The sequence below is a fragment of the Acinetobacter sp. WCHAc060033 genome (assembly GCF_004209125.1).
GTDB lineage: Bacteria > Pseudomonadota > Gammaproteobacteria > Pseudomonadales > Moraxellaceae > Acinetobacter > Acinetobacter wuhouensis.
In genome coordinates, this window is sequence record NZ_SGSW01000027.1 from 1 (window position 1) to 13,109 (window position 13,109).

13 protein-coding genes are annotated in these 13,109 nt (G+C 33.9%); 3 read left to right on the top strand and 10 right to left on the bottom strand.

The genetic code is table 11. From position 1 onward, the window contains the following. Nucleotides 1–515, top strand: a 515-nt coding sequence (locus EXE10_RS21505) for a hypothetical protein (protein WP_165383017.1), incomplete at its 5' end; no start/stop codon positions are given. A 253-nt stretch (nucleotides 516–768) separates the two neighbouring features. Here the strand turns inward: EXE10_RS21505 and EXE10_RS12865 are convergent. The 8 genes from EXE10_RS12865 to EXE10_RS12900 form a co-directional block, all read right to left on the bottom strand. Continuing rightward, complete coding sequence (locus tag EXE10_RS12865) at nucleotides 769–1,323, bottom strand: hypothetical protein (RefSeq protein ID WP_130113630.1); 555 nt, start codon at nucleotides 1,321–1,323, stop codon at nucleotides 769–771. A gap of 19 nt (nucleotides 1,324–1,342) precedes the next feature. Next, nucleotides 1,343–3,751, bottom strand: coding sequence for a S8 family peptidase (locus tag EXE10_RS12870; protein WP_130113631.1), 2,409 nt, complete (start codon nucleotides 3,749–3,751; stop codon nucleotides 1,343–1,345). Nucleotides 3,752–3,755: 4 nt separating this feature from the next. Then, nucleotides 3,756–4,952: an AAA family ATPase gene (locus EXE10_RS12875; protein WP_130113632.1), complete on the bottom strand. Its 1,197-nt coding sequence runs from the start codon at nucleotides 4,950–4,952 to the stop codon at nucleotides 3,756–3,758. A gap of 211 nt (nucleotides 4,953–5,163) precedes the next feature. Next, on the bottom strand, nucleotides 5,164–6,195 hold the full coding sequence (locus EXE10_RS12880) for a TniQ family protein (RefSeq protein WP_165383018.1): 1,032 nt from the start codon (nucleotides 6,193–6,195) through the stop codon (nucleotides 5,164–5,166). Continuing rightward, nucleotides 6,192–7,085, bottom strand: coding sequence for a TniB family NTP-binding protein (locus EXE10_RS12885; RefSeq protein WP_228256831.1), 894 nt, complete (start codon nucleotides 7,083–7,085; stop codon nucleotides 6,192–6,194). Before EXE10_RS12885 ends, EXE10_RS12880 begins: the two co-directional genes overlap by 4 nt. Further along, on the bottom strand, nucleotides 7,082–7,285 hold the full coding sequence (locus tag EXE10_RS12890; protein WP_130113634.1) for a hypothetical protein: 204 nt from the start codon (nucleotides 7,283–7,285) through the stop codon (nucleotides 7,082–7,084). Before EXE10_RS12890 ends, EXE10_RS12885 begins: the two co-directional genes overlap by 4 nt. Nucleotides 7,286–7,321: 36 nt before the next feature. Beyond that, nucleotides 7,322–8,959: a Mu transposase C-terminal domain-containing protein gene (locus tag EXE10_RS12895; RefSeq protein WP_130113635.1), complete on the bottom strand. Its 1,638-nt coding sequence runs from the start codon at nucleotides 8,957–8,959 to the stop codon at nucleotides 7,322–7,324. Continuing rightward, nucleotides 8,956–9,627, bottom strand: coding sequence for a TnsA endonuclease N-terminal domain-containing protein (locus tag EXE10_RS12900; RefSeq protein WP_165383019.1), 672 nt, complete (start codon nucleotides 9,625–9,627; stop codon nucleotides 8,956–8,958). The genes EXE10_RS12895 and EXE10_RS12900 overlap by 4 nt, the downstream gene beginning before the upstream one ends. Between EXE10_RS12900 and EXE10_RS12905 the strand changes: the two genes are divergently transcribed. Both EXE10_RS12905 and EXE10_RS12910 read left to right on the top strand, forming a co-directional pair. Further along, nucleotides 9,618–10,340: an ATP-binding protein gene (locus EXE10_RS12905; RefSeq protein ID WP_265937141.1), complete on the top strand. Its 723-nt coding sequence runs from the start codon at nucleotides 9,618–9,620 to the stop codon at nucleotides 10,338–10,340. The two genes, EXE10_RS12900 and EXE10_RS12905, sit on opposite strands and share 10 nt — an antisense overlap. Before the next feature lie 18 nt (nucleotides 10,341–10,358). Further along, on the top strand, nucleotides 10,359–10,871 hold the full coding sequence (locus EXE10_RS12910; protein ID WP_228256832.1) for a GNAT family N-acetyltransferase: 513 nt from the start codon (nucleotides 10,359–10,361) through the stop codon (nucleotides 10,869–10,871). A gap of 63 nt (nucleotides 10,872–10,934) precedes the next feature. Here the strand turns inward: EXE10_RS12910 and EXE10_RS12915 are convergent, their stop codons facing one another. Next, the gene (locus EXE10_RS12915) at nucleotides 10,935–11,702 is read right to left on the bottom strand and encodes a TorF family putative porin (RefSeq protein WP_068974994.1); all 768 of its coding nucleotides are present in this window, start codon (nucleotides 11,700–11,702) and stop codon (nucleotides 10,935–10,937) included. Between the two features lie 477 nt (nucleotides 11,703–12,179). After that, entirely contained in the window at nucleotides 12,180–12,950 is a 771-nt protein-coding gene (locus EXE10_RS12925; protein WP_130113639.1) for a TorF family putative porin, read from the bottom strand. Between the last annotated feature and the right edge of the window lie 159 nt (nucleotides 12,951–13,109).

Here is a 13,109-nt window from a genome sequence, read left to right on the forward strand (position 1 = left end):
AAGGTTTAAAATTTAACAACTGCCATTTTGAAAATTTTGAGAATTTTTTTGAATGTGATTTTGATGAAGATACATATTTTAGAAATAGTGTTTTCCTACCTAAATTACGTAAAAACTCTCAAATATCATCTAGCCTCATAGTAAGTAATATTGATAATTCAACTTGTAGGTATGATGGTTTGCAGGGATATTTTGATGAAATCAAGGAAAAGGGAGTTAAGGAAAGCGATTCTAATGATAAATTTTTGAGAGATATTATACGCTTCTTCTGGAAAGGGATTGGTTTTAAAGTTATTCCCAAGCAAAGTGTAAATAGCAGGTTTAAAAATAATTATGCGCTATTAGATAGATTAGTATCTATTTCTTTTTTAAAAGAAAAGAAAATTACAACAACGCGAGAAAGAAAAGAACCTCATTATTATATTTCAGATGAATTTGATGGCGTTAGAAAAATTATGGAAGAAAATCAAACTTGTATAGAGTTCGAACGAGTAAAAAAAATGATGAAAGAGTAAATATTTTCCAACAACTATAATAATCTATTATTACAGGCTTATTAATTAATAAGCCTGCTTTAGAATTAACTTATATTTTCATACTACTTAAATAATAAAAATACAAATTAAATCGAATTCCACATATATAATTGAAAATTAAATTTACTCTAATCTTTAAGATTAATAAAATCCCTACAAATTAATATTTAAATAATAGAAAAATAAACATATTGCATTATCAATTTAAACCCTTTAATTCATAAAAAAATACTCATTTTACTAAAATAGTCTTTTTCATATCATACGCCTGCTCTTTAGCTTGGATAAAACCAAAAATATTCAGTGAAAATAAAAACAATATTAAAAACAATACAGCTGTTATATTTTTATTACCAGCTACTTTTAAATCAAAATTAATAATCTTTAAGGAAGAGTAAAAATATCCACTTAACAACACTATTGGGATATTAAACCAAACCAATATACTATTTTTAAAATCCATATCCATAATAGCAATTAAAGTTACTATTTCAAAGGAAGCAAAATAAGTCAAAAACATTAAAACATATATTTCATTTTCAATGTTTTTGGAAACACTTCCTTTTAAAAGTTTCCCTACATACAAAACAAAAAGCACAAATAAAATTAAAATAAATAATGCATATATTGCTGTATAATTCAACCAACATCTTGAGCTAAATAGTAGCATACACTTTTCGGGAAATAACTTTATTATATAAAATATAGAGTAATAGCAAACAACATATAATGATATTAAAGTAGCTTGTTTTAAAATAACATCAGTTACATCAATTTTATTAATCATTTTTAAAACTAAACCTTTTCTACGATTGTAACCGTGGTCTCAATGCTGTTCTAATATCAGAAAGTTGCACACCTTCTGACTGTAACTGGCTTCTAACAGCATTAAATACATCTTCTACTTGATTAGGATCGCTAATCGTTACAATTACACTGAATGGTATAGGTTCTTTAATTACATAATCTGCTCTAGTTAATGGTTCTACTACCAAACGACACTGTGAAGATTGTCCAACACCTTCGATAAAAACATCACTTGATTGTTTAATTGGCCACCATTTAGCCCCTTGTGCAATTCTTTCTTTTTCCAATCCGCTATCTGCTTTTTCATTTCTAATCATTCCACGATAAGAAATATTTCCAGTGTTTTTATCAATTTTAGCCTGTCTTAGCCACGTGTTTATATTAACTAAGACGAATTCAGCCCCATTTTCCCGTTCAATTGGAGGGCGATACACTGTAGTAATTTTCACACTACCTAGACATTTACCTTCTGGAGTAACAAGACAAGATGGCCATGCAAAATCAAAAACCATTTGCTGTCTATGACCTATTTCACCATTAAACACCATGGTAATTTCATGGTTATTTAACAATAGTGATGAATTTGCATTCTGAGGCAATCCTACTCCGACGTAATCTTTTGCAATTCTTTTTAAATTTTTCGTTTGCAATATCTGCGGTACTTCAGAATTATGTAATAACAATCCACTCAAAGCCTCTCTAGGCACTTTTCCTTCAATTGCAAAATCTAGTGCTGCAAGCGTTTTTGCTACTAGAGGTGCAGCATAACTAGTACCGCAACCCTGACATAAATTACCATCAGGACTTATCGAAAAAAGACCATGTGATTTTGCTAATCCTCCACCCACATGTGCAATATCGGGTTTTGCTCCATATGATGGATCAGGCCCTTTTCTAGTATACTGAGCTGGCTTTACATGACCTGTGATTGAGCTTGGATCCAAGGCTCCTACTGTAATTGATCGTAGACTATCTGCAGGCTGGAAAATTCTATCTTTTCCTGAATGTCTATACTCTGCAAGCATTTGTAAAGCATCTTTATCAATTGATGGCCACGGTTTTCTTACAGTATTTTGATCTAAATTGCCTGCTGGCAATACAAAAATAACATCATATTTATCGCATATCTGGTCAATTGTATTTGCAAAGAAACTATAACGGGTATCTTCAACTAAAGTTTCGACAGACAAACTCATATTAAATATACGAACCCCTAGTGAAACTGCTTCTGCTATTTCAATTTCAAGCTGCTCAAGAAAATCAATAAACCCATTTGGGTAATAATAGGAAAATTTCTTTTCATCTGGATATATCCCCAAATCATAAAACTTACACTCACTTTCTTCTAATTCAGGTAAAGAGTTTAACTCTTTCCCCGCACTTACAAGCCCAGCAATGAATGTACCATGATCAGTTTTCTTCATGTTTGGAAATACAAAATCAGAACTCCCAATACTCCATGAATTTAAGGTATCAAGATCAGCAACACCAGAATCAATAATTCCAACTACAGGATAATTTTTACCTGCTTGAGGTAAATTCAAAGCACAAACAGATTCATTAACTATGGATTCATTGGATGCTTGTAAAATTGGTGGAAGATAGATAGATCTGACAATTTGTGAATTATCTAAAAAGGCAAGTAATGACTCATGATCTTCAAGTGTTGCACCATTTGGACGATTCATTTTAATTACAAAGAAAGTGTTAGAAAGCCAATCTTTATTCACTTCTGTTACTGTAATTGGAATATCTAATCCATCTAGACTAGCTTTAAATTTTCTCAATAACTTTAAAGATTGACTCTTCTGCTTGTCATTCATAGTTTGTGAAATAAAATCAGCTGAATAGAACGTCTCTATATAATAAGCTCCGCCTGTTCTAGTATCACTTAACCAATTCCAAGCTTGTTCTATCGTAAAATTTCTTCGCTCATGAGTTGAATAGGCCCTAATTGTACTAATTGCACCAACTTCACTTCTTTGAACACTTGGTTTAGCAACTGGCTTACCATTTTTATCTTGTCCCCAGTTGGTTTCCTCTTCAGCAGACATAACAGCTAGTTCAACTGTATGGAGATCTTCTTCAGACAACTCAACGATTAAGCGACCTAACTCATTACCACCAATAGATCTGACTTTTTTTAAAGGAAAAAGCTTGGTTGTTGGTTTATGGCTTTTAGCCCATGCTGCAGATTGTAATTCAACAGTTGCATATATAACTTCATTATCTTTAAGCATTTTACTACTTCTAAGATATTGAATTTCTTCGATCAAATTTTGCTTATGATCCTTAAAATCTTCATCACGCCCAGCATAAAAATCCTTATTTCCTCCACCTGGTGGCTTATTATTAGCCACCACATAGTTTTGTGTATTTAGGACAATTTGTACTGGGTTATTACTCATATTTTTATCCTTCTAAAGCTACGACTTCTTTGCTTGAATTTAACATTTTGCTAATTTTAGGTTGTGTTACACCAAATAATTGAGCTATTTTCATTTGTGAAAAACTTAACTCCGTATCATGGTTCAACACTTGAGCTAACTCTTCAGGCGAACTTAATACCTTTTGCTTTCGATCATTACTATTTGTATTCGCATTCAAACGTAAATATTCTTTAATTGTTTCTAAAAAATGAAAGTCTTTGTCTAGAATGGCAATTTTTCTTTGAATAAAAAATGCCAATTTTTCAATATCTGAACCACTATAACCCTTTGATAACCAAACCAAAAAATCCAGTTGAACTTCTGTTATTTTAATTAGGTCATTAAAATGGTTCTGCAACATGGTGCGTCGTGCTAGAGCAACAGGTTTTGGAATTTCAATTCTTAAATCAAACCTACGCCAAATAGCCGAATCTAAAAGTAATTCATGATTAGTAATCGCAATTGTAAAACCAATCTTGCTTCTTTCATCAAGACATTGAAGTAATGTATTTACAACTCTCTTTAACTCACCAAGTTCATTTGGATCATCACGCAACTTAGCAATTGCATCAAATTCATCTAACAACAAAATACATTTATATCTATTTGCAAAAGCAAAAAGATTTGCAATATTTCGCGCAGTTGTACCTAAAAAAGATGAAAGTAACCCATCGAGACGAGCAACAATAATTGGTAATCCTAATGTTTCACCAATATGATGTGCTAACAATGTTTTACCAGTACCTGGTGCGCCAAAGAGCATTAAGGATAATGCAGGATCAATTCCCTTACTCTTCAATTTATCGACATGTTTCCATTCATCCAAAATATTATTGATACTTGAAGCTAATCCACTTTCGAAAATTGGCAAAATTATAGGATTAGCATTAGGAAAAATAATTTCGGCTAATGATGCACTTGTTTCTCTATCAACAGGAGCTTTCACTGTTGGAATCAATTGCTCACCTGTTAAGGCATTTGATGAAAGAACAACTCTGCTCGGCAAAATTTCTATATTCTTTTTTTTAGCTTGTAAAAGCTTTTTTAATCCAGCAACTTGATCCACCTCTTCATCTTTCTCCAAAGCTTTTATCAATCTTTCAATATGACCTGATATGGCTGGATTTTCGACTTGTAGTGCTGCTCGACATATAGCGACAACAATTGAGTAATGTTGCATGTTCCACCTAATTGCTTTCTATTCCAAAAAATAAAAAACTATAACCAATTTACATTATTATATAACAAAATATAAGGTAAATATCGTTTTTTACATGTATTTATAAAGAAAATTATATTTTTTATAAATAATTTTATAATTTTCATAACTAAAAGCATATTTTCACTGATATTGTGTTTTGATAACAGAATGTCATTTCCCTTCTTCTCTACTAATCCCTAAACATACTTTCAAACAAGTATGGTCTATATTTCATATCCTGCATTATCAATGAAGGAATAACTTTCCAAGAATCGACATAATACTTAATCCTATACGGCCAATCACAAAGCAACCACAGAGTGATTTGTACTAAGTAGTGTCGCTCAGAATGTATCAAACTTTCAAAAGATCGTTTGGATTTATTTGCGAAATCAGCCAAGTCATTATTGATTTTAAGGTCTTTTTCTAAATCAACTATATTGAATCTTGCCCGAGGATTTGACCTCGCACTAATAAGGAGCATTAAAATTTGTCGAAAAATTTTAAAAAATAATTGTGAATAATGAATTATTGGTAATGGATGAATAGTAAAACCTTTATTTGGTGCATCCAATAAAACACTCATCGCACCATAAACCTCGGTATCTATAGCATTCCAACGCTCATGCTTTTCTTTTGTTAAATCAGTTAGACACTGATGACAAAATCTGACTGAATGCCGTGTCACCTCATTCTTATAACCTATATCGCCACGAAAAATAATTATGGGTGCATCGCAATTTGGACATGAATCTCTTAGTAAGCAATCGTGCACTGGGCAGACTGTATAAAATGCTAATCTCCAAACACTCTGGAAGTATGGTATGTGATTTTCAGCCAAACAACTTGGGCAATATTGCAGACCATGAAGCCTTCTTAAGCGATGATAAATACCTTGCGATAGCAATAAATGAGTATTTGTTTTAACTACAATATTATCATATACATAACCTTCATATTTTTTTAATGTTGTAGCATACACCTCTTGAAAAGTTGCACCTGAAAGCTCCATCAATCCATGTATTAACCATTCTGGTGCGAAAACATCAATATCCCTATTCCATATCTGCTTATCATGACCAAAATATGATGAATATAATGTGTGAGCTTTAATACTATTGGCATGGGCAAGTCTAAGCATCCAAGATGATAAAAGTTCACCACTACAAGGTTTAGGATGAATCGGTAAAAATTTACCAGATTCTCCAAATAAATTTTTCATATCCTTGAAACAGCTGACTTTCTGTCTGCTGGTCGAACATAACCACATTTATCTAAAGCTAGCATATCTATTTTTTCTTTATTATTTCTAATTGCCCAAATTGCGGCTCTATTTAAAAGTTGAGATAATTCACCAATTGTTCCACCTGACATATATAGCAATTTAGTAGCAATTTCTTTTTCTGTAAGCATTGATGGATTCCTTAATGGAATGATTTTTTCAAAACTAGCTAAAAGTCTTGCTAAATCAGTATTTAATTCCCATTTTGGTAATACAGCTGGCATAAATCTATTTTGAACTTGGGGATCAACTTGAAGTGCTCTTATAGCATCTGCTGTACCAACACCAACAATAGGAACATTAAGCTCATTACCCAAATATTTAATAACATTTAAAAAATTTCTTTGTTTTAGTGATGGGCCAGCTAATAAGTGCTGAATTTCATCAATTACAATCACCCCTAAATTTACTTGCTGTAATATAGTTATTACTCGTTGCCTTTTTTGATCTGTAGACTCAGAAGCTTTTAAACTACGAAACAATAAAGCTAAAATATTATTGTACAAACCTCTTTCATCAGGGCTTGGCGGTGATTGAACATAAAGAACGGGGATCCGAACAGCAACTCCATCTAAATTAGGATCAGCAGGGTGTAATTGTCTAAACCTCTCAATAAGTAAGGTTTTACCATTATTTGTCTCACCAGTGATCAATAAATTAGGCATTCGGGATTGCTTAGGATGTAATAACAAATCCTCAAGTTGATCCAAAATCCTTTGTGCAGAAGGGTAACCAATCCACTTGTGCTTCAAAATATGAGCTATTCGCTCTTCATTTGATGTATTTAATATTTGGGATGCTACTTCTGAAAGATGGTTTATTTGTTTCACAAGTTTTCCTCAATTTCATCAAATGGTTTAATTTGATCAACTGGATAACCAACATATTGATCATACTGTTTATCCATTTTCTCAATATTCGTTTTTTCTTTATGGATTGGTTTATTCCAAGCAACCTTTCGTTGTTTGTTCCTCCTTGCAGCTTTAGCATCTTTTGTTTTCTGAATCGCTAAAACTTCAATTTCACGCATTCGTTTTATACCATCAAAAATAAGTTCTTCATTAGGCTATAACCCTTCGTTTTCTTCTAATCTTTTTATGACAGCTTTTAATTCCCATAAACTTATTGGTGGTCTTGAAATATCTCGATAAGGTATAGATACATAATTTTTTGAATGTGGATCCAAAAAATACACCACACTAATATCACGAGGATCTCGTGCAAATATAAATTTTCTTTTTAATTTTGAGTTTTGTTCATCTCTCGCATGAATCCACACTCTAAGTACATCACTATAATAATGAATATTATCTATAAGGACACCATATTCTTGAATCGTTCGTTCTACATAAGGCATGAAGTCTAGTCTAAGCTTTTCTTCATTATTTATCGGGATTGGCAAGCCAATTCCTGGGCTATTTTCAGTACCAAGAATGGCTTGTTCATATAATTTTATAGGTGGTATATCACTAATACCTTTATGTGATTTCTGATGATAAACCTGGACGATAAAAATCGTGAACCAATGTTCAAATTCACTTAATGTCATACTTGCCATTTTTTCTGAATCATAATTGTTCTTATGTTGAACATTAGAAAAGGTTGTGCCCGATACAGAATGGGTTTTTGACATAAAAGTACGAAATGCTCTTTCAACATGTCCTCCATAATTTGGCAATCCTTTAGGTCTATGCTCTAAAATAATGCCATGTTCTTGACACGCACGCTCAAGCATGACTCCTCGAAACTCTTTGGCATTATCCACATAAATTTTTCTCATTTTGCCCCAAATTGGCCACGGAGTTGCAATACCAAATCTAGCCAACCATATATCTTTGGTCATAATTGAGTGCGAAATACATAGGCCCACAGATAATGCTCCTGGTGCTTCTAATGTAATATAGAAGCCAGTTATCATTCTAGAGAAGCAATCAATTGCGATTGTTAAATATGGTCGACCTATTGGTAATCTATCTTTATCATCAACCAAAATAAGATCAACAGGCGTATGATCCATTTGAACAACAGCTAAAGGAAAATCTGCTCCAGGAAAACTCCCTCTAATTGGCTGGAACTTTTCTCTAGCAATTTTGCTACCGAATCTTGCACTAACTACGTCTTTTTCAGAGAGTTCTTGAATGCGATTTCTAATGGTATTTGGATGAGGTGCAACTATCTCATTTTCAAAGCATAATCTCTGTACTTCCAAACAGGTTTCAGCCACGCTTCTTCTTTGACTAGTCAAATAAAACTTTGAAATCACATCATCAACAAACTCTTGTGTTTTACTTTCTAAACGAGACTTTTTAATATCGTTTCTTGGTTTTCTTAGTAATGTACTGACTCGTCCTGTTTCTTCTAATTTGTTAAGCCATCTATAAATGGTTGCCACATTCTTTTTTGCTTTTTTTGCGACACTTTCAACTTGCTCTAATGTTCTTTCAGTTTTTTCTAAATCTAAAAGAGGTTTGATAAGAAGATACTTATCCCATGCTTTTTGCCAATCAGCATCTGAAACTAATGGTAAGTCTTGTCTAATTTGACTTTCACATTCATTTGAAATCTTTAATTCATTTATAGGTGCTATATCTGATTGCTTCGTTATTTTATTTCGTAAAATAGCTTTGTTTAAACCAACAAAGTCTAATAAGTAATAATCTACATGATTCCATGTAACAACTGTCCCAGGTATTAATCGGTTCATGACCTTGACTCCATTGTCCAAATCTTAGAACGCATAGTTAAGACTTCGGTCAAATCACATCCTATCCGCCTTAATGCTATCAGTCTCCATAATACCCTTATTGCATCCGCCCTCACCCAAGGATCCCTAAATAAGCTCACTAATAAAGTTTCAGGATCTGAGATACGTAATTCCTCCAACTTGATCAAAATATTATCTTCAACACTAACTGGGCTTATTTCATTCCTATATTCGATTAAAAATTTTATATTTTTTAAATAATTAGTTCTAATTTCAAATTCTGTGTAAACTTTAAAAACCCATCCCTGCTCTAATGCATAAAGTTTTGCTGCTTTAAAACAGTCAATCAACCTTTTCCAATCCTTTCTAAAATCATCTCTATATTTAATTTCACACAACACTGGCTTAAGTTCACTCGCAGGAAAAAGGTCATGTCTATATTCAATTAGACCATCTGGAACATAAGTTGTTTTCCTACCAGCTCTATCATGAAAGCTTATTTTTACAGGTTGTGGAGTATATAACTCAACATTACTATCAAATCTAACTAGCTCCATAAAGTCTCTTTCTAAAGATGACTCATATTGACCTAGTGTTGGAATAGTTCCCCTTATGGAACTAGTTCCAATCGCAATTTTTCGAACTGGCTTTTTTTGTTGTGAGTTCATTTGCATTTATTCCTGTAAAAACTATATTATATTCGCATTTATTTATGTTTTTTACAGGTGGCTCAAATCCTAAACCTGGTGAAATTACTTTAGCGCATTTAGGCGTTTTATTTTTGGACGAATTGCCTGAATTTGACAAAAAAGTTTTAGAGGTTTTAAGACAACCTTTAGAATCCAAAGAAATTGTGATTTCTAGAGCCTCACGTCAGATTACCTTTCCTGCTAATTTTCAATTGATTGCTGCGATGAACCCCTGCCCTTGTGGTTATGCCTTTAATCAAGACAGCCGTTGCCAATGTTCTGCTGAATCCATTAAGCGTTATCAAGGGCGAATTTCAGGACCGTTACTTGATCGAATTGACTTACACATTGATGTTCCTCCGTTAAAAGCTCAAGAATTACAAGACCATACCCCTGTTGAAGACTCTGCCACCGTTCGAGAACGGGTGATTCAAGCTTTTGACTTTCAAATTCAACGCCAAGGCAGTTTAAATCACAGCTTATCGCCCAAAGATTTAGAAAAATTTGTAGTGCTGGATGAAGCCTCTAGAAAAATGATTGAAATGGCACAACAACGACTTAATCTGTCTGCACGTGCTTATCATCGTGTATTAAGAGTTGCTAGAACCATTGCAGATTTAGCACAAAGTGATGACATACAAAGCGCGCATTTAACAGAAGCCTTGTCCTACAGAAACCCGCTACAGTCTTAACCGAGAAGCTCTATTAAAATGTTGCAAGATTTAATATTACGTAATGAAAAAGTTGAAGATATAGAACCTATTTTCAAACTAACAAAGTCTGCATTTGAACATACAGAACACAGTAGCCACACTGAACAATTTATTGTCAGTGCATTAAGAAATGCACGGAAATTGATGATTTCACTGGTGGCGGAACTCAACCATGAAATCATCGGGCATGTGGCAATTTCCCCTGTTGAAATATCTTCTGGTGCGCAAGGTTGGTATGGGTTAGGTCCAATTTCGGTTGCACCAGAATATCAGCAACGCGGTGTGGGAACAGCATTAATGAAACAAGTAATACAGCAACTTCAACAGCTTGATGCTGCGGGCTGTGTACTATTGGGTGATCCTCATTATTATGCAAAATTCGGTTTTAAACCGCATAAAAACTTAACATTGGCGAATGTTCCTGCTGAATATTTTCAAGTTTTAGCATTTAAGCAACCTGTTCCACAGGGCGAAGTGAAATATCATGCCGCTTTTGAGGCAACCGAATAATTCTTTTCTAAATTTTAAACATAAAAAAGGTGACTATCCGTCACCTTCTTCATTTTATCAGTCTTAGAAAGCTTTGGTTAAGGTAAATACAGCGCCAGTTTCTACAGCACGCTTTTGAGCATGACTTAAACCATCAGTCTCCGTATTTGTTCCTATTGCTGCCAATTCTGCTGTCACAGTTGGAATTGATTTCAGTGTATAAGTCACACCAACTTTCCAATCCACATAATTGTCATCCCCATTGAAGCTATATTTATCTTCATCTACAGTGGTATAACCGACATTGGCAACACCACCAAAACCTGTCGCCCCAAAAGGCACTGAATAACCAACATTTATATTCCAGCTATCTGCCTTAACACCTGCATAATCATTGGTATAGTTAATATTGGTGAGAATACTATCACCCTCAGTAAGCGCATTTTTGAAGGTTAATTTTCCGTATAATTCTGCCCAATTTAGATCGCTTGCACTCGGATAGTTATAATACCAAACACCTACATCTAAGACGGGTTTGCTTGCAAAACCATCTAAAGTGGTTGAATAACCAATGAAAGGATCAATCTCTAAGTGTGGATCTGGAGTCCCAAAATTAACATTTGAACCCCACAAACCACCATATACACCCGAACTATGCGACAACGTAAAACCTGCTTGTACAGCTGGATCATTTTGAGTTTGTGTAATCCCACGGAAACGGTAGTCACTGGTGACGGCTGCACTGCCTGAAAAACTTACACCTAATTTTGAAAGTGCAGTATCTTCCGCCATCGCCATTGTTGCTGTAGACGATAAAACTGCCAATGCCAGTGCTTTAGTTGAGAATTTCATCTTGAGTGCTCCCCCATCATACGATGTTTATTTGTTATGCTAAAAATTGATGAACTCCCTATGCATTTAGCAATTGCCATGCCAAATATGAGAAAACACCTCTTAGTCAACTGATGAATAAGACTTAATTTACTGATATTTAATGTTTTAAATTTTGATTTTCGATTTTCATTGTTTAATTGTTGAATAGCATCAATCTCTTTCAACACGAGGCTAAGTTGATTCATGGTGTCCTACTTTGGGTCTACTTTTCACTCAAAATAGTATGGAAAACCAATGCATAAATTTGCTATCACATAAATACATAACTGCGTAAAAAGATCGTTAACTTTATAAAAGCGTGGTTTGGATAATAATTAGAAACAATATGTACTGTTTTTGCTCATAAAAATAAAGCATCTTAAAAAATGCTTAAAAAAAGTGCATACCGTTTAAATATGCACTTTATAAAAAATTTGGTTAGAAAGCTTAGTTTAATTAAAAGCTATAATTTAAGCCCAATACAGCATTGTCATCAAAATCCTGACCTAAACGATCTTCTCCACCGATCACATAATCAAATGATGCTGTCACACCTGTATCCGCAATCGCTTTACTCACACCAATACGCGCTTCATTAAAGGCAAAGTCCTGTGTGGTTTGAATCAGACTATCATCACGGCTACTGTTATAAGCAGAACCACCAATAGATGCATTCAAGATAAAATCTTGAGGCAATGCATGACTATAACTTGCGCTTAAATACACATCCCCAGCATTACCAAAAGAAGCATCTGCCAATAACACCGAGGCATCAAGACTCACATCTTTATATGCAAGTTCTGCCAATACATCAAATGCTGTGGTACGCCGATGTTCATTCCCTTCACCGTAAATAGAGCCACCATTTTGATACACATAAGCTGTTGTTTGAACTTTATAGCTCCAGTCTGGATTGATTTGTTGAGCATAAGCTAGATAGAAATCATGTTCAAAACCATGATCACGACGCTCATCTGTCGCATCATAGTCCAAAGTCGATCCCCAATAACCGATACTCACACCACTTTTATGTACATATTCCAAACCACCCTGTACGGCAATATCATCATTCTCGACACCACCACGGTAGACATATTTTGAAACGAGCCCAATATTTCCTGATACAAGACCATTTGCAACGGAAATGTTTGATTCTTCAGCACATACCGCAGCTGAAGCTATACATAAAGGCACAGCCCAAAACAGTGGAGAAATAATTGAGTTCATGATGTCGAAATAGCAGGAGAATAAGAAAGCGCAATTTTACCGATTTTTTGAATGTTGGGTAAAAAATAAATCATTTAATTCACAATTTCTGAGATATATTTGATATTGCTCATTTTTATATAACCCAGTGGCTTATTAAGCATTTTTTCTGATAAACAA

Excerpts from the sequence above, each read along its gene's own strand:
- EXE10_RS12870 (WP_130113631.1), bottom strand. The coding sequence starts at position 3,751 with ATGAGTAATAACCCAGTACAAATTGTCCTAAATACACAAAACTATGTG.
- EXE10_RS12910 (WP_228256832.1), top strand. The coding sequence starts at position 10,359 with ATGTTGCAAGATTTAATATTACGTAATGAAAAAGTTGAAGATATAGAA.
- EXE10_RS12925 (WP_130113639.1), bottom strand. The coding sequence starts at position 12,950 with ATGAACTCAATTATTTCTCCACTGTTTTGGGCTGTGCCTTTATGTATA.
- EXE10_RS12890 (WP_130113634.1), bottom strand. The coding sequence starts at position 7,285 with ATGCGTGAAATTGAAGTTTTAGCGATTCAGAAAACAAAAGATGCTAAA.
- EXE10_RS12865 (WP_130113630.1), bottom strand. The coding sequence starts at position 1,323 with ATGATTAATAAAATTGATGTAACTGATGTTATTTTAAAACAAGCTACT.
- EXE10_RS12915 (WP_068974994.1), bottom strand. The coding sequence starts at position 11,702 with ATGAAATTCTCAACTAAAGCACTGGCATTGGCAGTTTTATCGTCTACA.
- EXE10_RS12900 (WP_165383019.1), bottom strand. The coding sequence starts at position 9,627 with ATGAACTCACAACAAAAAAAGCCAGTTCGAAAAATTGCGATTGGAACT.
- EXE10_RS12895 (WP_130113635.1), bottom strand. The coding sequence starts at position 8,959 with ATGAACCGATTAATACCTGGGACAGTTGTTACATGGAATCATGTAGAT.
- EXE10_RS12875 (WP_130113632.1), bottom strand. The coding sequence starts at position 4,952 with ATGCAACATTACTCAATTGTTGTCGCTATATGTCGAGCAGCACTACAA.
- EXE10_RS12880 (WP_165383018.1), bottom strand. The coding sequence starts at position 6,195 with ATGAAAAATTTATTTGGAGAATCTGGTAAATTTTTACCGATTCATCCT.